Source organism: Halorussus salinisoli (genome assembly GCA_005239435.1).
GTDB classification, from domain to species: domain Archaea; phylum Halobacteriota; class Halobacteria; order Halobacteriales; family Haladaptataceae; genus Halorussus; species Halorussus salinisoli.
In genome coordinates this window covers 150,740-170,596 of sequence record SZNP01000009.1, presented here as the reverse complement: position 1 = coordinate 170,596, position 19,857 = coordinate 150,740, and the positions used below count along the sequence as shown (strand labels likewise).

17 protein-coding genes are annotated in these 19,857 nt (G+C 65.3%); 10 read left to right on the top strand and 7 right to left on the bottom strand.

The features are described 5' to 3' along the window. Nucleotides 1-2: 2 nt before the first annotated feature. Nucleotides 3-1,190 carry a DUF7282 domain-containing protein gene (locus E2484_RS25845; RefSeq protein WP_321112954.1) on the bottom strand — a complete coding sequence of 396 codons (1,188 nt, stop codon included), beginning with the start codon at nt 1,188-1,190 and terminating at the stop codon, nt 3-5. A gap of 432 nt (nt 1,191-1,622) precedes the next feature. Between E2484_RS25845 and E2484_RS21995 the strand changes: the two genes are divergently transcribed. The 3 genes from E2484_RS21995 (at nt 1,623) to E2484_RS21985 (ending at nt 3,162) form a co-directional block, all read left to right on the top strand. Beyond that, nucleotides 1,623-2,111 (top strand): twin-arginine translocation signal domain-containing protein, encoded by a 489-nt coding sequence (locus E2484_RS21995; protein ID WP_137287340.1) that lies wholly within the window; start codon nt 1,623-1,625, stop codon nt 2,109-2,111. Nucleotides 2,112-2,117: 6 nt separating this feature from the next. Then, complete coding sequence (locus tag E2484_RS21990) at nt 2,118-2,684, top strand: hypothetical protein (RefSeq protein ID WP_137287339.1); 567 nt, start codon at nt 2,118-2,120, stop codon at nt 2,682-2,684. A 178-nt stretch (nt 2,685-2,862) separates the two neighbouring features. Continuing rightward, nucleotides 2,863-3,162 (top strand): DUF7545 family protein, encoded by a 300-nt coding sequence (locus E2484_RS21985; RefSeq protein WP_137287338.1) that lies wholly within the window; start codon nt 2,863-2,865, stop codon nt 3,160-3,162. Between the two features lie 294 nt (nt 3,163-3,456). On the opposite strand, the gene E2484_RS21980 is transcribed toward E2484_RS21985, so the two are convergent. After that, complete coding sequence (locus E2484_RS21980) at nt 3,457-4,119, bottom strand: 2,5-diamino-6-(ribosylamino)-4(3H)-pyrimidinone 5'-phosphate reductase (protein ID WP_137287337.1); 663 nt, start codon at nt 4,117-4,119, stop codon at nt 3,457-3,459. Nucleotides 4,120-4,190: 71 nt separating this feature from the next. Here E2484_RS21980 and E2484_RS21975 point away from each other — a divergent pair, with 71 nt between their 5' ends. The 4 genes from E2484_RS21975 (at nt 4,191) to E2484_RS21960 (ending at nt 9,690) form a co-directional block, all read left to right on the top strand. Beyond that, nucleotides 4,191-5,519 carry an arylsulfotransferase family protein gene (locus tag E2484_RS21975; protein ID WP_137287336.1) on the top strand — a complete coding sequence of 443 codons (1,329 nt, stop codon included), beginning with the start codon at nt 4,191-4,193 and terminating at the stop codon, nt 5,517-5,519. A gap of 267 nt (nt 5,520-5,786) precedes the next feature. Next, nucleotides 5,787-7,055: a Single-stranded DNA binding protein gene (locus E2484_RS21970; RefSeq protein WP_137287335.1), complete on the top strand. Its 1,269-nt coding sequence runs from the start codon at nt 5,787-5,789 to the stop codon at nt 7,053-7,055. Further along, entirely contained in the window at nt 7,052-8,929 is a 1,878-nt protein-coding gene (locus E2484_RS21965) for a hypothetical protein (protein ID WP_137287334.1), read from the top strand. The genes E2484_RS21970 and E2484_RS21965 overlap by 4 nt, the downstream gene beginning before the upstream one ends. Continuing rightward, nucleotides 8,929-9,690 (top strand): metallophosphoesterase, encoded by a 762-nt coding sequence (locus E2484_RS21960; protein ID WP_137287333.1) that lies wholly within the window; start codon nt 8,929-8,931, stop codon nt 9,688-9,690. The genes E2484_RS21965 and E2484_RS21960 overlap by 1 nt, the downstream gene beginning before the upstream one ends. Nucleotides 9,691-9,741: 51 nt before the next feature. Here the strand turns inward: E2484_RS21960 and E2484_RS21955 are convergent, their stop codons facing one another. Continuing rightward, the gene (locus E2484_RS21955; RefSeq protein WP_137287332.1) at nt 9,742-10,215 is read right to left on the bottom strand and encodes a hypothetical protein; all 474 of its coding nucleotides are present in this window, start codon (nt 10,213-10,215) and stop codon (nt 9,742-9,744) included. Nucleotides 10,216-10,264: 49 nt separating this feature from the next. Continuing rightward, the gene (locus E2484_RS21950) at nt 10,265-10,630 is read right to left on the bottom strand and encodes a group I truncated hemoglobin (RefSeq protein WP_137287331.1); all 366 of its coding nucleotides are present in this window, start codon (nt 10,628-10,630) and stop codon (nt 10,265-10,267) included. A gap of 489 nt (nt 10,631-11,119) precedes the next feature. Here E2484_RS21950 and E2484_RS21945 point away from each other — a divergent pair, with 489 nt between their 5' ends. From E2484_RS21945 to E2484_RS21935, 3 genes are all read left to right on the top strand, one after another. Beyond that, nucleotides 11,120-13,975 (top strand): DEAD/DEAH box helicase, encoded by a 2,856-nt coding sequence (locus tag E2484_RS21945; RefSeq protein ID WP_137287330.1) that lies wholly within the window; start codon nt 11,120-11,122, stop codon nt 13,973-13,975. Between the two features lie 130 nt (nt 13,976-14,105). After that, nucleotides 14,106-14,774, top strand: coding sequence for a hypothetical protein (locus E2484_RS21940; protein WP_137287329.1), 669 nt, complete (start codon nt 14,106-14,108; stop codon nt 14,772-14,774). A gap of 66 nt (nt 14,775-14,840) precedes the next feature. Next, a complete protein-coding gene (locus tag E2484_RS21935; RefSeq protein ID WP_137287328.1) occupies nt 14,841-15,635 on the top strand; it encodes a YihY/virulence factor BrkB family protein in 795 nt (264 codons plus the stop codon). Here E2484_RS21935 and E2484_RS21930 read toward each other — a convergent pair. The 3 genes from E2484_RS21930 to E2484_RS21920 form a co-directional block, all read right to left on the bottom strand. After that, entirely contained in the window at nt 15,632-16,534 is a 903-nt protein-coding gene (locus E2484_RS21930) for a hypothetical protein (protein ID WP_137287327.1), read from the bottom strand. The two genes, E2484_RS21935 and E2484_RS21930, sit on opposite strands and share 4 nt — an antisense overlap. A gap of 328 nt (nt 16,535-16,862) precedes the next feature. Next, nucleotides 16,863-18,110, bottom strand: coding sequence for a type III ribulose-bisphosphate carboxylase (gene rbcL, locus E2484_RS21925; RefSeq protein ID WP_137287326.1), 1,248 nt, complete (start codon nt 18,108-18,110; stop codon nt 16,863-16,865). Between the two features lie 292 nt (nt 18,111-18,402). Beyond that, entirely contained in the window at nt 18,403-19,650 is a 1,248-nt protein-coding gene (locus E2484_RS21920; protein WP_137287325.1) for a CBS domain-containing protein, read from the bottom strand. Between the last annotated feature and the right edge of the window lie 207 nt (nt 19,651-19,857).

The window sequence follows — 19,857 nt, the reverse complement described above, 5'->3', positions numbered from 1 at the left end:
CGCTACGCCGTCTCGGTAGCCGTCGCGTTTTCCGTCCCTTCTTGGACCTCGATTTGGGCGATCGCGTTGACCGCTTGCCTCGAATCGGCCTCGGTGTACGGCCCGTCGGCCGTCCGGTTCGAGGTCACGAAGTCGAACGTCTGGTTCTCGTTCGAATCGCGGTAGACGACCGCGACGAGTCGCTGGGACTCGTTCAGCGGTTCGTCGAGTTCGATCGTCACGTTCTCGCTCGTACCCGCCGCGAGGAAGTTGGACCTCCCGACGATGCTCCCGACGACGTTTCCGTCGAGAAGGCTGGTGTCGTGGATGACGACGAAGCCCCCCTCCGGAACGTTCACGGACTGTACGGTGACTGCAGTGCCGTTCGAGGTCTGGTCCTCGAACGCGACGGTGGCGGTACGTGTCTCCGGCGTCGTCTCCTCTGGCGTTTCTTCGGGAGTGGTTTCTTCGGGCGTCGTTTCTTCGAGCGTGGTCTCCTCCGGCGTGGTCTCCTCCGGCGTCGTTTCCTCGTCTACTGGCGCCGCTTCTTCAGGAGTTGTCTCTTCAGGAGTGGTTTCCTCTGGGGTTTCTTCGGGCGTCGTCTCCTCTGGTGTCGTTTCTTCAGGGGTAGTTTCCTCTGGCGTCTCTTCGGGCGTCGTCTCTTCCGGAGTTGTCTCCTCTGGTGTCTCTTCCGGGGTCGTCTCTTCCGGGGTCGTCTCTTCCGGAGTTTCTTCAGGGGTAGTTTCCTCTGGCGTGGTTTCGTCGGCGGCGGTTATGGTCAGGTTGGCGGTCGCTTCCGCGTCCTCGGTGAAGACTCCCTGCGTGAACGTCCCCGTCGCCAGACCGGACGTGGTGTTCCCTGTGACGTTGAACGCTACCGACGTCGTGTTGTTCCCGGGAATCTGAACGATTTCGGAGTCGATGACGACACCGCCGATTCGGTACACCACTCTTCGGACGGCGCTTTGCGCCTCGTCGTTACTCACGTCGGCCGAAACGGTGAAATCCTCCCCTGCTCGAATCTGGTCGGGTGCCGACAAGTTCTGAATCGAAATTCTAGACGTGTCCTCCGGCGTGGTCGTCTCCTGGACCGCGGTAACGGCTTCCGTATCGGACGGTCCGCTCGCAACTGCTCCCGCCCCCACGACGAGGAGCGCAGCAACACAGACGACTCCCACCGCTGTCACTCGGTACTCTCTGTCCTGTATCATTCTACTCTTGCCCTCCGAAGTGTTCCGCCCTCTCAGGCAGCGTTCGCACGGTACGACCTCCGACCTCAATCCACTCTCAGTCGAGAGTTATAGCTGCAAGACCGTTCAGCGGCTCATTATCCTACTAACGTTCTATAACCGCGGGTATCCTCGAATACACTGGTGTCGAATATAGATGCTCGCCCTCGTTCGGGAGCTACCGGGCATTCGTTCGACACTCGAATACTGAAAATAACCTCTCCCGTTCACGAACGCCGTTTCGATGGTAACAGCGTATTGTTTTTTGTTAACAACTATCACTACTTGGTATCCTATTACACCGGAGAACAACGAGTTGATGAGAGCGTCCAAAATTCTGAACGGTCGTACTTCTTTAAGGAATGACTAGCCGCATATACGCAAGCCCCCAGAGGGGCAGAAAGAGGAGGGACTATGGAACGAGACAACGCACAAATACACGAGAAAGACGAGTCACGTCGGAACTTCATGAAGAAAGGCGCGCTCGCGTCGGGTGCAGTCGCACTCGGACTCGCCAGTACCGAAACCGCTGCGGCGGAGTCGAACCTACAACAGCAACCGAGTCAGGCGCTGGTGTTCGGGTACGAGTACAATCCCGGTATCTCGTACGAGGTCATCTCTCTACTACAGCAGGGGACGGTCGACAGTGTTCTCGGCCGCCAGGTCGGTGACGACGGTCGGTCGATCGTCCAAGACACGGCCGACTACAACGGCTACGTCATCCGATATCAACCCGACCAAGCCGCTGGCGAGTACGCACTCGTCTTCGTCCGGGACGGGTCGCTACAGTCCGGGCAGACCTACCAGTTCGGGACCGACGCTACGTTCTTCAACAGCCAGGTCAACCTGATCACCGCAGGAATCAGCACTGGTGGCGGTGGCGACGGTGGTGATGGTGGATAGCGAAACATGACTGGAGAGAGAGACAGGAACGCGAAGAAAGTTCTCGCTGCGGCCACACTCGGGCTAGGAGTCGCGGGTGGTGCCGCAGTCCGTGAAGGAAGCCAAAGTGCTATCGCCCAACAGCAGCCGAGTCAGGCGCTGGTGTTCGGGTACGAGTACAATCCCGGTATCTCGTTCGAGGTCATCTCCCTAGTGCAGCAGGGGACGGTCGACAGTGTTCTCGGCCGCCAGGTCGGTGACGACGGTCGGGCGATCGTCCAAGACACGGCCGACTACACTGGCTACGTCATCCGGTATCAACCCGACCAAGACGCTGGCGAGTACGCACTCGTCTTCGTCCGGGACGGGTCGCTACAGTCCGGGCAGACCTACCAGTTCGGGACCGACTCCACGTTCTTCAACAGCCAGGTCAACCTGATCACCGCAGGGATCAGCACCGGTGATGGTGAGGAGACCACGCCGGAAGACGAGGAGACCACGCCGGAAGACGAGGAGACCACGCCGGAAGACGAGGAGACGACCGAAGAGGTCGTCGTGGAAACCACGACTCCCGGGAACGGTGACGGCGGCTAACGGCCCTCGTCATCTTCGCAACTCGTACGGAAGCAAACGTTCGATGTATCGGGGTTGTACGAGATTGCTGTAGCCGCGTGCGGTCGCGTGCGGACACTTTTGCGTACCCGCTTCCAGTTTGCGCGAAGTCGTCTTTCTTTCCCCTACATCTTTACGTTCGCCCGGGGAAAGAAGAACCATGACCGACACCGAAGTCGAGACCGTAACGTACACCATCGAATCGCCCGACGGAGACAGCGAAGACCTCACTCTCCCGAAGGGAGTCGTCGACCTGCTCCGCGAAGACGAGAGCGAAACCGACACCGAAGTCCTCGGCGACCTGACGATGCTGTCGTTCGCCCAGCAGGCCCACGCCCTCGTCCACCACGCGCAGCAGGAACCCGACGAGGAAGTGCTGGCCAACGAGGAGAAGACGATGGAACTGTTCGAAGAGCGGTTCGGCCAGAGCTTCGGCGAGATGACCGGCCACTCCCATTAAATCACCGTTCGGGCGCAGTTACTTTACACCGTATTTGCCGGATCTTAAAAAGGCCTTTCTATAGCAGGGAATAATCACTCCCCTGACGACTTCGAAAGATACTCCGAGCGACCGCAATGGGCGAGGACGAAACCCGGATTCGGGTCCCGCTGTCGGGACTGCCCCTTCGAGAAAGTCGTCAGCGTCGACGCCGACGAGAAACCCGCAGACGTTCTCATCGAACACGGTCAGCGAACCGGCCACACGCTCTCGCTCGAACGTATCGAAGAGTGATTCGCCCGGCCGCAGAGCTGCTCAACCGACCGCGTACCGGAGCAGAACCCCGTCGTCGATTCGCTCTACGTCGGTCAGTTCCAACTCGGGAAACTCCGCGACGAACCCCTCGCCGTCGGCCAGCGTGGGAGCGTCCCGGCCGCCGATGATTTTCGACCCGACGAACACTCGGAGTTCGTCGGCAAGCCCCGCGTCGAACAGCGAGAAGATGAGTTCGCCGCCGCCCTCGACCATCAACTGCTCGACTCCTTCGCGCTCTAACGCCGAGAGCGCCCCCGACAGGTCCACGCGCTCGTCACCCGACGTGAGGAGTCGCGCGCCCGTGGCCTCCAGCGCCTCGATTCGCTCGGTGGGCGCGGCCTCGGCGACGAGGACGTAGGTCGTCGCGGCGTCGTCGAGAATCCGGGCGTCGGGCGGCGTCCGCGCGCGGGAGTCGGCGACGACGCGCGCGGGGTGGGCCGAGTCGTCGCGCTCGCGGCGGGCAGCCTGTCGCTCGGGGTCGTCGAGCGTGAGGTGCGGGTCGTCGGCCAGCACCGTCCCGACGCCGACCATGACCGCGTCGCTTCCACCTCGGAGGGCGTCCATCCGGTCGAAGTCGGCCGGGCCGCTGATGGCTATCTGCTCGCGGCGCTTCGAGGAGAGTTTGCCGTCGGCGCTCATCGCGGCGTTGACGACCACGCGCATACTCGGAGTAGTCGCCTCCGGGGAAAACAGCTTTCGGTCGATTTATGTCTCCGAGGGCGTATTTCTGAGGTGTGCGTCGTTATCGCGTCGCTTTCGCACTCGTCGTCGTTCTCTGCGCAGGTACGCTCGGCTACAGTTACGTCTCTTCGCCCGCCAACGCCGCGGTTTCGGACTACGAGCGACAGGCCGAACTCCCGGCGGACGAGCGTGCGTCCGTCGTCCCGGCGCGCGAGAACGTCACCGTAATCGCTGGTCACGGCATGAATGGCGAGTCGGCCGCGCTGGTCGCGTTCAGTCCCAACGGCGAGGTACTCTACCACAACGACTCGTACCACGGTTACTTCGACGTCGACCCCGTGAAGGGGACCGAGATGACCGTCGAGTACGTCGCCGAACACGACTACGAGGGCGACGACTGCGACGGGAAGTGTACGGTCTCGGTGGTCGAGCGTCTCAACCTCACGACCGGCGAGATAGAGCGCGTCTACTCCAGAGTCATCCCGGCCGACCGCGGGGCCAACTGGCACGACGTGGACCGAATCGGCGAGAACCGACTGCTGGTCGGAGCCATCAACACCGACGAGATGTACGTCGTCAACACGACGACCGGCATAACGACCTGGGAGTGGTCCACCAAGCAGGCGTACCCACTCTCGGGCGGCGGCCCCTACCCGGCGGACTGGGCACACCTCAACGACGTGGAGAAACTCCACGACGGCCGATTCATGACCAGCCTCCGGAATCAGGACTCGGTGGTCTTCGTCGACCCCCAGACCGGGGTGCAGGAGAACTGGACGCTCGGCGCTGACGGTGCCCACGGCGTTCTCTACGAGCAGCACAACCCCGACTACATTCCCGAATCGCGCGGCGGCCCGGCGGTCGTCGTCGCCGACTCGCTCAACGACCGCCTCGTCGAGTACCAGCGGAAGAACGGTGAGTGGACCCAGACGTGGGTCTGGTCAGACGACGAGATGAAGTGGCCCCGCGACGCCGACCGACTCCCGAACGGGAACACGCTCGTCGCCGACACGAACGCCCACCGCGTGCTGGAGATAGACGAACAGGGCGAGGTCGTCTGGGACGCGAACTTCTACGCGCCCTACGAACTCGAACGCCTCGGCACGGGCGACGAGAGCGCGAATGGCCCGAGCGCCACGGCGGCCGACCTCCAGTCGCACGACGCCGAGGCAGGCGACAGGGAGACCGAAACCGCCGCAGTCGCCGGATTCACGCCGCGGAAGGTGACCAACAGCGTCGCGTTCGTCCTGCCGATTTGGATGGGGTTCACCGACATTGCGGCCGCCCTGATTCTGGCTCTGACCGTGCTGGCGTGGGCGACCGTGGAGTACCGGCACTCCTCGCTGTCGGTGTCGTTCCGGTGGCCTGTTCGACTCCGGTGACTCGCCGACTCCGCCCATCTCGGTTTCGCGCCGACTGACTAACCGCCAGTAGAGGCCGCAGGACTTTCCACCGCGGGCGCGCCCGGCCGACCAACCACCAGTAGCACCCGACCACGAGAACGCGTGGGCTTTCTAAAACATCTCCCCTTCCACTGCTCGAACGAGTCCCACTACCTCCACGACACCCACGGTGCGTAACGAGTTTCGACTACCTCGGTTCGACTCTCGTGACGAACACTTTTAATCCGTCCGGGCAAAGTTCGAGTGATGAGTTTGGACGACCATGCCGAGGAACTCGCCTCCGACCTCGGCGTCGATAAGGAGGAGGTCAAGGCGGACCTCGAGAATTTGGTGGAGTACAGCGTCCCAGTGGACGAGGCAAAGCAGAGCCTCAGGCGGAAGTACGGCGACGGCGGTGGTGGTTCGAGCGAACCCTCGCAGGCCGACATCGCCGACGTGTCCACCGAGGACAGCAGCGTCACCGTCACCGGGAAGGTGCTGACGGTCGGCAAGCGCTCGATTCGGTATCAGGGCAACGAGCAGGTCATCCACGAGGGCGAGATCGCCGACGAGACCGGCAAGATCTCCTACACCGCGTGGGAGGACTTCGGTCTCTCGGCCGGTGACACCATCACCGCGGGCAACGCCGGCGTCCGCGAGTGGGAGGGCAACCCCGAACTGAATCTGGGCGAGAGCACCAACGTCGCCTTCGAGGACGACATTGAAGTGCCCTACCCCGTGGGCGGCGACGCCGACCTCGCGGACCTCGAACCCGGCGACCGGGGCATCAACCTAGAAGTCGAGGTGGTCGAAGTCGAGCAGAAGACCATCGACGGCCGCGACGGCGAGACCGAAATCAAGAGCGGCGTCCTCGCAGACGAGTCGGCGCGACTCCCGTTCACCGACTGGGAGGCCCGACCCGAACTCGCCGAGGGCGAGACGTTGCGAATCGAAGACGTGTACGTCCGGGAGTTCCGCGGCGTCCCCTCGGTCAACCTCTCGGAGTTCACGGAGGTCACGTCGCTCGACCGCGAACTGGCGATAAGCGACACCGGCACCCGGATGACCGTCAGCGAGGCGGTTGGAACCGGCGGTGCCTACGACGTGGAAGTCGTCGGCAACGTCGTCGCGGTCCGAGACGGTTCCGGTCTCATCGAGCGCTGTCCGGAGTGTGGCCGCGTCATACAGAACGGCCAGTGCCGGAGCCACGGCGACGTGGACGGTCAGGACGACCTGCGCGTGAAGGCCATCGTCGACGACGGGACCGGCACCGTGACCGCGGTGCTGGACGACGAACGCACCGCCGAGGTCTACGGCGGCGGCGTAGAAGACGCCAAGGAGCAGGCCCGCGACGCGATGGACAAGGAAGTCGTGGCAGACGCCATCCGCGAGCGCGTCGTCGGCCACGAGTACCGCGTCCGGGGCAACCTCTCGGTGGACGACTACGGCGCGAACCTCGAAGTCACGGAGTTCGAGTTGTCGAACGACTCGCCCGCCGACCGTGCGAACGCCCTGCTCGCGGAGGTGGCAGAATGAGCGGAAACGAGGACGAGAACGAGTCGGACAGTCAGGGCGGCGCGGGTCGCCGCGAAGTCGCGTGGCGCGTCTTCGCCGCGGAGTACGACGACGCCGACTTCGACTACTCCGAGAGCGACGAGGAGCGCGCCCCGAACTACGTGGTCACGCCGACCGGCGCGCGCATCAACCGCCTGTTCGTGGTCGGCGTCCTGACCGAGGTCGAGCAGGTCAGCGACGACGTGCTTCGAGGCCGGGTCGTGGACCCGACCGGCGCGTTCGTCCTCTACGCCGGGCAGTACCAACCGGACGAGATGGCGTTCCTCGAAAGCGCCGACCCGCCCGCGTTCGTCGCGGTGACGGGCAAGGCCCGGACCTTCCAACCGGACGATTCCGACCGGGTGTTCACCTCGATTCGACCCGAGTCCATCAACCGCGTGGACGCCGAGACCCGGGACCGCTGGGTGGTCCAGACCGCCGAGCAGACCCTCTCGCGGGTCTCGACGTTCGCCGACGCCATCGACTCGGGCGAGCGCGGCGACGACCTCCGCGAGGCGCTCGAAGCCAGCGGCGTGGACGCGGGACTCGCCTCGGGAATCCCGCTCGCGCTCGACCACTACGGCACGACGAAAGCCTACCTCGCGGACGTCTGGGATCTCGCGGTCGATTCGGCCCGGGTCGTCGCAGGCGAAATCACCGCCGACGACGTGGGACCGCTCGACCTCGCTCCTGGTGAGGGCGACGACGAGGTGACCGTGGACCTCGACTACTCGCTGACGAAAGCCGAAACAGACGACCTCTCCGGCCTCGGAACCGGAGAGACGGGGACCGACGCGACGACCGAAGTCGGTGAAGCCGAACCGACCGAAGACGAACCGGTCGAAGCCGAAGAAGCCGAACTGAGCGGCGCACCCGAGACGGAACTCGGTGACGCCCCGGAACCGGACGCCGAGAAGACCGCGGACGCCGAGACTGCCGCGGAAACCGAGACCACGACGGGTACCGAGACGGCCACGGACGCAGACCTCGGCGACGCTCCGACCGGTACGGTCGAGGACGCCGAGGCAGAAGCCGAAGCCCAAGAACCCCCCGAAGTCGAGGACGCCGAGGACGCCGCCGAACTACAGGAGGAAATCGGCGACGAGGAACCGCCGACCGTCGAGTCCGAGCAGGACACCTCGACCGACGAGTCGTTCGCTCCGGAGACCGACGACGCGGACGAGGGGCCGGACATCGGCACCGCCGGGGCGGGCGACGAGATGTACGAGTTCGACGACGAGGAACGCGAGGAGGTCGAGGAGGAGTACGGTCTCGAATTCTCCTCCGGAACCGAAGTGGACGAACCCGGCGAGTCGGAGATGGACGCTCCCAGTCCGGACCCCGAACAGGGTCCCGAGGACTCGACGCCCGAGCGCGAGGCCGAACTCGCCGACGACGAACCCGACGCGGGCGAACCCGCCGACCCGACCGCCGAAGAAGTCGATACCGACGAGCTACAGGACCTCGAATCAGCGTCCGGTGGCACGGAAGACGCCGTGAACTCCGCCGACGAGGCACCCGAAGGCAGTGGGACGGCCGCTGCGGAAGCGCCCGGCGCGTCCATCGGGGAAGATAGCGCGGCGGTCGAGTCGGGCGACTCCGTACCGGACGACTCCGAGGACGCGACCGACGAGTCGGAGTCCGGAGGGAAGGAGACGCCCGAGAACCTCGAAGACACCGTGATGACCGAGATGCGCGAGTTGAACGAGGGCGACGGAGTCGAGCGCGAAGTCCTGCTGGCCGCCGTGGTGCAGGACTACGACGTGACGCCCGCCGACGTGGAGGACGCGCTCGAAGCCGCGCTGATGGCCGGGCGGTGCTACGAGTCGGGCGAGGACACCCTCAAGCCCATCTGATGAGCCTGGTGGAGCCGGTTCCCGGCGAACCAGCCGCGATTGCGGACGTCGAACGCGACGCCGACTGCCGCCCGGAGCGCGCGTTGGTCGTCGCCGACTTCCACGCGGGCATCGAGCAGGCGCTGCGCGCGGAGGGCGTCTCGCTCGACAGTCGCGCGGCAGAGCGCCGCGAGCGCCTCCTCTCGCTCGTCACCCGAACCGACGCCGACCGCGTCCTCTTCCTGGGCGACCTGATGCACGCCATCGGCGACCCCGGCGGGGCCGAGCGCGGCGAAATCGAAGTGCTACTGGAACGCCTCGAAGAGCGAGAAGTCGCCGCCACGCTCGTCAAGGGCAACCACGACGGTGCGATCGAGTCGTGGGCCGACCTCGACGTGACCGACGGCGCGGGCGTGCGACTCGGCGATGTGGGGTTCGCGCACGGCCACACGTGGCCCGCGCCCGAGGTTCTCGGAAGCGAGGTAGTCTGCGTCGGCCACGAACACCCCGCCGTGCGTCTGGAGGACGAGGTCGGCGGGTGCAGGGTCGAGCGCGTCTGGCTCCGGGGGTCGCTGGCCGGGGCCGCCTTCGCCGAGCGCGAGGGCGGCGTCCGGGCGGGCGCGGAGTTGGTGGTGTTCCCCGCCTTCAACGACCTCGTGGGCGGAACGTGGGTCAACGTCGAGGGCCAGGAGTTTCTGGCCCCGTTTCTGCCCGAGGGGTTGGCCGAAGGGCAGGCGTATCTCCTCGACGGGACCCGGTTGGGCGACTATCGGTCGGTGTAATCCCGGCAATCGCCGGAGTGAGCTCGCCGCCGGAAACGCGTCTCTTCGCCCTCAGACCGTCTTCTCGGTCGCTTCCTGCACCGCCCCGACGAGTTCGTCCGGTCGGTCCGACCCGACGAACACCGACTTCCCGCCGGTGCGCTCGAACCGGACGCCGCTCCGCCCGCTGACGGTGTAGGCGATGCCGCTCGGACTCCACCGGATACCCCACCCGCCGTAACGCAGGGGACTGTAGCCCGTCGCCTGCACGTCGGTGAGGTCCGCGAAGGGAACGCGCTTGTCCGACCGGTGGAACGGCGCGAAGTTGACGTACACGCCGTCGTCGCGGACTTCGGTCCGGAGCGTAGCGACCCGGAACAGGAGGGCGACGGCCCCGAGCGTGGCGAGGCGGCCGACCGTCTCGCGGGCCGACCGCTTCCCGCGAGCGAGGGCCAGGAGGTCGCCGACCGCACGCAGGCCGAGTAGCCCCCAGAGCCACGGCTGGTCGAACTCCTGATTTTCTCGGAAGTGGACTTCGGTCTCCATGACGCGCCCTTCGACACCTCCGGAGAAAAGCCTTCGCCGGAAGTCGAAGCTATCGAACGAGCACGTCGTCTTCCAGCGCCGCGACCTCCGACATGATTCCCTCGACCGACTCCTCCGGCACGTCGAACTCCCGAAGCGCGGCTTCGAGGTGGGTTGCAATCGCCGCGAAGTGTTCCGGTTCGAGACCGAGGCCCTCGTGGACTTCGCGCATCTCCTCACCGTCGTACTCGACCGGCCCGCCCGCGACCGCACTCAGGAACTGCGTCTGGTGGGCGCGCTGGGCCGCCATGTCGACGTCCTCGAAGAAACCCGCGACCGAGTCGTCGGCCAGCACTCGCTCGTAGAACTCGTCTACGACGTTCGAAATCTGTTCTTCCCCGCCCAACCGATGGTAGAGTGTATCTCCTGCAGACATTCGTGACGTTAACTTCGGTAGTCGCCGCGTCGGCGACAGCGGTTCGGTCGTAACTCGATTCCCGGTCGTACCGGACCGGCGACGCCTCGATATCGAGGTGTCGCGAGTGTATATCTTCCCCCGAACAAGTTCGGACGACGCGAAACAGGTCGCTCGCTGGTGTCGATTTTCGGAACTGTTCGCCGTCGTTATTGTTATGTACTGTCACGCGGACGGCGGACGCTGTAAGGATATCAGAGCAATCGTTAGAGAAACATATAGTTATTATAAGAAAACGATATCAATCGTCTGCTTCGGTGCGCGCTGGCGTCATCGCGGGGGTACCGCCGATAGACGCTCGGCGTCAACTGGGTGACGGACTTCCCGTGTGAGCGCGCTACCTCGTCTCCGAAACCCACCACGCGAACTCCGCAAAAACGCCCGACGAGGCCTCCCCGTCAGTTTCCGAAGGCAACGCGCTTATCACCCTCTAACCACTAAAAACGACCGATGAGTGACCAACGGGCCGCCGGTTCTGCGGCCTTCGCGCAACTCGGCGAGCAGGTGCGGGCGGCGCTCTCTCAACGGGGGTTCTCGACGCCCACCGAGCCACAGCGTCGGGCCATCCCGCCGCTCGCTCGCGGCGAGGACGCACTGGTCATCGCGCCGACCGGGACCGGAAAGACCGAGACCGCGATGCTCCCCGTCTTCGACGCGATTGCCGAGAACCAGGCCGAGAACGGTCCCCGATTCGGCATCTCCGCGCTCTACGTCACGCCGCTGCGGGCGCTCAACCGGGACATGCGCCAGCGACTGGAGTGGTGGGGCGAGGAGTTGAATCTGGACGTGGACGTGCGCCACGGCGACACCACCGACTACCAGCGCCAGAAGCAGGCCAACGACCCGCCGGACGTGCTGGTGACGACGCCCGAGACGCTCCAAGCGATGCTCACGGGGTCGAAACTCCGGAAAGGCCTCGAAGACGTGCATCACGTCGTCGTGGACGAGGTCCACGAACTCGCCAGCGCCAAGCGCGGTGCGCAGTTGACCGTCGGACTGGAGCGCCTGCGGGAGTTGGCCGACGACTTCCAGCGCATCGGTCTGTCCGCGACGGTGGGCGACCCCCCGGAGGTCGGGCGCTTCCTGACCGGCGGCGACGACCCCGAAATCGTGGAGGTGGACGTGGGGAGCAAGGTCGAGTTCGAGGTCCGCGAACCCGAGATAACCGACGAGGACGAGCGACTCGCGGGCCGACTCGCGACCGACGAGTCGGTCGCCAGCCACGTCCGGGCCATCCTCGACGTCGTGGACGACCACGACTCGACCCTGATCTTCGTCAACACGCGCCAGACCGCCGAAGCCCTCGGTTCGCGGTTCAAGGAACTCGACGCCGACGTCGGGGTCCACCACGGGTCGCTGTCGAAGGAGGCCCGCATCGACGTGGAAGACCGGTTCAAGGCCGGGGAAATCGACGCCCTGCTCTGTACCTCCTCGATGGAGTTGGGCATCGACGTGGGTCGCATCGACCACGTGGTCCAGTATTCGAGTCCCCGCGAGGTCGCGCGCCTGCTCCAGCGCGTCGGGCGCGCGGGCCACCGGAGCGAGCAGGTCTCTCACGGGACAATAATCACCAAGCACCCCGACGACACCCTCGAAGCCCTCGCTATCGCCCGCCGCGCGAAAGCGGGCGACGTGGAGAGCGTCGAGATTCACGACGGGAGCTTAGACACCGTGGCGAACCAGATCGTGGGTCTCGTGATGGACTTCGGCGAACTGTCGGCGATGCGGGCGTACGACGTCGTGACGCGGGCCTACCCCTTCCGCGACCTCTCAGAGTCGGAGTTCAAGGCGGTCTGCCGCGAGTTGAAGAGCAACCGCCTCGTCTGGCTCGACGAGGAGGCGGACCGACTCGAGAAGTCGAGCCAGACGTGGCAGTACTTCTACGCCAACCTCTCGATGATTCCCGACGAACAGAAGTACACCGTCGAGGACATCGCCTCGGGGTCGCAGGTCGGCACCCTGGACGAGCGATTCGTCGTCAACTTCGCCCAACCCGGCGAGATCTTCGTCCAGCGCGGCGAGATGTGGCGGATTACGGAGGTGGACGACGACGACGAAGCCGTCAAGGTCTCGCCCATCGAGGACCCCGGCGGCGAGATTCCGTCGTGGGTCGGCGAGGAGATTCCGGTCCCCTACGACGTGGCCCGAGAGGTCGGCGAGATGCGCGGCGTGGCCGGCCCGCAGTTCGAGCGCGGTGCGCCGCGCGAGGGCGTGGCCCGCGAGTTCACGAACCGGTATCCGACCGACGAGTACACCGCCAGCGAAGCCCTCTCGCAACTCGACCGCCACGCCGAGGCCGAGGCACCCCTCCCCACGGCCGACCGAATCGTGGTCGAACACGCCGCCCGGAAGGTCGTCCTCAACGCCTGCTTCGGCCACAAGGTCAACGAGACGCTCGGGCGGGTCCTCTCGTCGCTGGTCGGCCAGCGAACCGGTTCCTCGGTCGGACTCGAAGTGGACCCCTATCGAATCGAGTTGGACGTGCCGCCGAAGGTCAACGGCCGAGAGGTCGCCGAAGTCCTCGAAGACACCGACCCCGAACACGTCGCGGCCATCATCGAGTTGAGCCTCAAACACTCCGACTCGCTCAAGTTCAAACTCTCGCAGGTCGCAGCGAAGTTCGGCGCGCTCCGCAACTGGCAGGGCGGCGGCACCTCCGGTCCGGGGATAGGCCGCCTGATGGCCGCCCTCGAAGAGACCCCGATGTACGACGAGGCGGTCCGCGAGGTGTTCCACGACGACCTGGCGGTCGAGCGGGCCAGCGAGGTCCTCCGGAAGGTTCGGTCGGGCGACGTCGAGGTCGTGACCACCGGCGGGCGAACCCCGGTCGGCACCGGCGGCATCTCCTCTGGCAGGGAACTGCTCGCGCCCGAGAACGCCGACGCCAGCGTCATCCAGACCGTCAGGGAGCGCATCCGGAACGACGAGGTCATCCTGTTCTGCCTCCACTGCGAGGACTGGAAGCGCAAGAAACCGGTCCGGCGCGTCCGCGACCAACCCGGCTGCCCCGAGTGCGGTTCGACCCGAATCGCGGCGCTCAACCCGTGGGCCGACGAGGTGGTCAAGGCGGTCCGCGCACCGGAGAAGGACGACGAGCAGGAGAAGATGACCCGGCGCGCCTACAAGGCCGCCAACCTCGTCCAGAGCCACGGCAAACGGGCCGTCATCGCGCTGGCGGCCCGCGGGGTCGGCCCGCAGAACGCCGCCCGAATCATCGCCAAGTTGCGCGAAGACGAAGACGAGTTCTATCGGGACATTCTGGCCCAAGAGCGTCAATACGCTCGGACTCAATCGTTCTGGGACTGAGGCGAAACCGACCGTTTCTCGCCCGTAACCCCGGTTGCTCGGACGTAATCCGAATGTCTCCGGATTAGGCCGGGATAGGGGCCGTGAACTGCCAGTTCGGTATAAGAGGCGACGGTGCGGAAATCCGGGTATGGCAGACGAGAGTGACTCACCACGACGACGCGACGTACTCCGAGCAGGCGCGGCCGCGGGCGTCCTCGGCCTCGCGGGGTTCACGGTCGGTGGTGCGTCGGCACAGCAGGTACAGAACGCGTTCAGTTTGAGCCTGCAAGAAGGCGACCAGTTCAGAGTCCGGTTCCGACCGAGGGACCCGCAGGGGAACCCAGCGACCCAGACCATCCCCGGCGAATGCTTCGAAGACGGTGAGCAACGGGAGGTCCAGATACTCATCGTCCGGGCGCTCCGGGACGAAATCGACCTCGGATACCGGGGACTGTTCGTCCCCCAGCGAGTGCTGGAAACTCGGACTCCCGAGACGACGACTCCGGCGGAAGAGACGCCGACGCTCGGCGACGAGACGACACCCGGAAACGAGACGACACCCGCGGACGACACGACGACCGAGGCCGCACTTCAGGAGGAGACGACGCCGGGGAACGAGACGACGACACCTGCCGACGAGACGACCCCGGCCGAAACGACCCCAGGGGCACGGCCCGAACTGCCCGAGATACTCGTCGGCGAGTGGTACAGCGTCGTGTCGTCGAGCCGATGCAACGACTTCTCGAGATTGACGCTGGAGCGGACCGAACCGCCCGAGACGACCCCCGTCGGCGGGAGCGAGACCACGACGGGGTAGGTCTCCCCTGGACCGTTGCGGACCGGGCCGTACGGCCTAAAGGCGTGGCCGACGTTTACAGCGACTATGGCCACTTCTCAGAGCCGCGTCAAGCGAGTCGTAGACGTGGCGCGCGACCGTAACGTCATGTTCTTGGCCGCGAGCGTCGCCTACTACGCGTTCGTCTCGCTGATTCCGTTGGCGTTGCTCGTGTTGGTCGTCGGGAGCGTCGTGGGCGGGCAGGCGTTCGCGGATTTCGTCGTCCAGCAGTTCCAGAGCGTGCTGTCGTCGTCGGGCGAGCGAGTCCTCGGGAAGGCGCTCACGAGTTCGACCGGTCGGACCAGCGCGGGCGTCGTCGGCTTCGTCACCGTCGCGTGGAGCGCGCTCAAGCTGTTCCGCGGTCTGGACATCGCGTTCTCGGAGGCCTACGGTACCGAGCGCGACCCGTCGCTCGTCGAGCAGGTAGTGGACGGCGCAGTGACTATCGGACTGATCGTCGTCGCGGTGGCCCTGATGGTCGCGGTCGGCTACGTCCTCCGGTCGCCCTCGCTCGCCGAGGCGGTCCCGTTCGCCAACGTCCTCGGGAATCTGGCGCTCGTCGCCGGTCTCGTCGTGGCGTTCCTGCCGCTGTATTACGTCATGCCGCCGGTCGACGTGTCCGTCCGGGAGGCGCTTCCGGGTGCCGTCGTCGCGGGCATCGGGTGGGTCGCGCTACAGGTGTTGTTCCAGTTCTACCTCTCGAACGCCGGGCGATACCAGGCCTACGGGGTCATCGGCGCGGTGTTACTCCTGCTGACGTGGCTCTACTTCGCGGGAGCGGTCGTCCTGTTCGGTGCAGTGGTGAACTCGGTCCTCGGCGGCCGAATCCAACTGTCGAGCTAATCCCCGCCTCGGTCCGCCCGCGTCACTTCGAGGGTCTCGTCCATGCTCTCGTGGACGACGGCCACCTCGTCCGGGAGCGCGTACTCGAAGTCCACCGTCGCCTCGTAGGTGACTTCGCCGACGCACTGGGTACCCGGGTCGCCGTCGTCGGTCTCGCTCGCACGGACGCGGACCGTCAGCGCATCGGCGGTTCGGTCGTAGTCGGTCCCTGCGAGCGAGAGGTCGGACTGCGGCGTCGGAGTTCTGACCGCGCCGTCCATCCGGACCCGCTCGCCCTCGAAGCCGACCGTCGCGCGGTGTTCGGTGCCGCAGGACCTCCGCCCGACCGAGAGAGCGGCGTCGGCGACTTCCGGGCCGTGGCACGCCATCGCGGTGGACATCGACATGGTTTCGACGCGGCCGTCGGGCATGACCCCCGCGTCGGTCCCGGTCTGGTTGCAGTCGAAGGACGTGCGGGAGATATCGACCGTCGTCGCGTCTCCGTCCGCGAGACCGACCGAGAGTGCGTAGTCGGCGGGTTCGTTCAGGACGAGTTCGAGGTAGGCGTCGGCTTCGAAATCGAGGGTCCGGTCCACGAGGATTTCGGCGCTTCGGGCGACCCGTACGGATATCTCTCGACTCTCGTCGGCGGCGTTCCAGACCCGAACGCCGCGGGGCTGGTTGTTGTCGGGGAAGGCGACTTCTTCGCGGCTTCCCACGGAAATCGTCCGGAAGGGGTCGTCGTGGTCGGACCTGACCCCGGAGAATCGGCCGCGGGCGTCGTCGGTGGTCGCCCCGGAGTCGGTCGTCGGCTCGCGGTCCGTCGGTGGGGAGTCGCTACCAGCACTACCGAGACAGCCAGCGACGCCAGCGACGGCGGCCAGCGCGCTGGCACGATGGAGGAGTTCGCGTCGGTTCATGCCCTCTCGTTTCGGGGGCACTCCAAAGGACTTTCTGTAAACTCAAATAGCGGCTTTACATACTCCGAGACCTGTGTGGGCGTTCGAATTTCACCCGATAGCCGGTTACTCGAACGACATCCGCTATCGGACGCCGCCGCGGTGGCATCTCACCGGTCGCCCGGGTCGCCGGCCGTCCGGCAACGACTCTAGACAACTCCTCCGACGTGACTGCCCGGTTATTATCAGTCGGTCGTTTATTACCTATGGGACGTCTCGGTTTCTACAACATTGATATAAGGGTGCAAAATCCAGAATCGTACTCGGCGTCGGCGCTCTGACCGACCGACTACCGCGGCGTGTCGGTGCCCCACTTGTCGAGTGCGGTCGCCAGTTCCGGGTGGTCGTCGGCGTACTCTTCGAGCGGGACGCCTTCCATCGTCCCGTCGATGGCCTGCCGGAGGGCCTTGGCTCCGGCGTGGGTCCCGTCCGGGTGACCGTGGACGCCGCCGCCCGCCTGAATCCCGATGTTGGTCCCGGCGCGGTCGACGAGTTCCGGAACGAGTCCGGGGTGAAGCCCGCCGGAGGCCATCGGGAGGACGTCGTTCAGGCCGTAGAGGTCCGAATAGAGCCACTCGTTGATGCCTACCGTGTCCTCGTTTTCGAGTTTGCCGAGGTCGGCGGTCCCGGTGTGGATGTGGTCGACGCCACAGAGGCGGGCGACCTGCGCGATGACCCGCATCGAGACGCCGTGGGTCTCCAGTCGGTCGAAGGCGGCGTGCATCGCGCGGTGGGCGTGGATGGCGAGACCGTGTTTCTCGCATCGCTGGCGGACCTGCTGGACCGCGGCCCACCCGGTCGTAATCACGTCCACCATCACGTACTCACAGCCCTGTTCGGCCGCCAAGTCCACGCGGTTCAACATCTCGTCGCCGTCGGCGGTGACGTTGACCAGGTAGCTCTTCTTCTCGCCGGTCTCCTCCTCGGCCTGGTCGCGCTTTTCGAGGCTTCGATTCAGGCGCTCTTCGAAGGGGTTGAACTCCTGGTCGGTGAGGTTCTCGTCGTCCTTCAGGAGGTCGATGCCGCCGGTCCACGCCTCGTAGCCGACCTGTACGTGCTGGTCGGTCGTGAGGCCGACTTTGGGCTTGGGCACCGTCGCGGTGATGGGTCGGTCGCCCGCGTCGAAGATGTCGTTTCGGACGCTCGTGCCGAACTGCGGTCCGGGGAAGGAGGTCGTCAGTTTCTCGGGCCACTCGCAGTCGAGCAGGCGGATGCGCTCTACGGCTTTCATGCCTAGGATGTTGCCCGCGATGCACGACAGGACCTGGGGCATGTTGCCCGCCTCGAACAGTGCGTCTGGGTACGCGACCGTCACTCGATTCCCGTCGATACCGCAGGCCGTGGCGCTGAGGTTCCGCACCGAGCCTTCGACCTGCAACTCGGCCCACGTCCCGTTGGAACTCTCGGAGGCCACGCGACTGGCGGCGGCCTCCATGTCCATGTCGGCGGCCGGTTCGACGTAGAACTCGCAGACGAGGTCGGTTTCGACGGGGTCGTAGCCGAGGTCGATGAAGTCTTCGTAGGTGATGCCAGTCATAGTGTGCCTGAAGAACTATCGGAGGCCGGGCAAATAGTCTTTGAGGATAGTTCGCAAGGTGGTGTTCAGATACGCAGCGTCGGTGAGAGTCGAAGGCGAACGAGGACGCCCAAACGGTGGTTCGGTCGGCCGAGACGTCCCGCCAGTCGATGGTCGGGCTCGTTTACGAGGGACCGATCCGGAGCGAATTAGACAGCGTAATAACTCTATGGCGTTCCGAAACAATCGAAAATATTGCTTTTGAAAGTAAGAATGCAACCGAAACGATTGCTCCGAATGTCCTGCCGACGTTCTACTCTTCGCTGACTTCGCCGACGCGCCACCACTGGAGGAGTTCGGCGGTCCGTTCGCGCTCGTGTTCCATCTGGCTCCGAGGCGACTTGCGCTCCTTGTCGGACAGCGCGTTCTCCTCGACGGTCGCCGCGGCCTCGTCGAACGACGCCCTCGCGCCGTACCCCTCACCCGTGCCAGAGAACAGCCCTTCGTTGGTGAACAGTCGAATCGTGGCTTGGAGGAGCGGCGTGCCTCGCAACTTCTCCTTGTGCCGGTGGAACACCACGTTGGCTTCGAGCAGGTCCATCTTCTGGTACTTCCCGTCTATCTCCTCGATGCGCTCGGCGACGCTCTCGCGCGTGAGGTCGTCCATGAGGTCCACGCCGAACACCTGGACGTTGTACTGCTCGTCCTCGGTCCACGTCAGCGCCCGGAGCAGGTCGGTCTCGGTCACGATGCCCTCGGGTTTGGAGAACCCTTCGGGGACGACGACCAGCGACGAGTAGTTGTGTTCCAGCATCTTTTCGAGCGCCTCGTCGAGTCCCGCGTCGGGCGTAATCGTCGCGACCGGCGTGTTCATCACGTCGCGGGCGGGCAGGTCCAGGAGTCGGGCGGCCAGTCCCGAGCGTTCGCCCCAACCACCGTGCGTGCGCCCCTGACTCTTGGAGACGCCGCCGCCGAACGAGTCGGTCGCGTTGCTGTTTCCGCCCTGCTCGCGGTCCACCTCCCGCGTCGTGAAGTCCACGAGGTCGTAGAGGCTTATCATGCCGACCGTCTCGCCGTCGTCCACGACTGGGACGCGGGTGAACTGGTGCGTCCGAACCAGGTTGATCACCTCGCCGAGACTGTCGTCGGGAGCGACCGTGAGCAGTTCCGAGGTGTAGACGTCGGACACGTCGAGCGCGCCGAGGTTCTCCTGTACCGCCTTCAGGAGGTCGGTCGCCGTGACGACCGCTCGGAACGCGTCGTCCTCGAACACGGGAAGCAGTTTCACCCCGTTCTCGACCATCAGTCGGGCGGTCTCGCGCACGTCCTCGGTTCGGCTAACTTTCGGCGGATGGCGCACCACCGACTGGGCCTTGGCGTCGGGGTTGTGGTGCGAACTGACGAGGTCTTTCCGGGTGACGAGACCGTCGAACTTGCCCTCACCGCGGACGACGATAGCGTCGAGGCTCTGGTCCTCGTCGAACAGTCCTCGGAGTTTCCCCAATCTGGTACCGGGGTTCACGTCCACGTACTCGGTCGTTACTGCATCGGAGATGTCCATTCGTACCCACCTACTCTCGTTTGCAGGCAAGCACGCTTCAAGCTTGTTCCCGATTCGGCGTCGAGACTACGAATCGGCGGCCCGTGGACTGCCGTCTACTGGGAACTCACGAGGACGCGTCCGGACGCCAACACGTCCGCCGTTCGACGTGGGCCGACCCGGAGACGTAGCCTTCGGACTCCCCAGCTTTCGCCGGTTCCGCCGCTT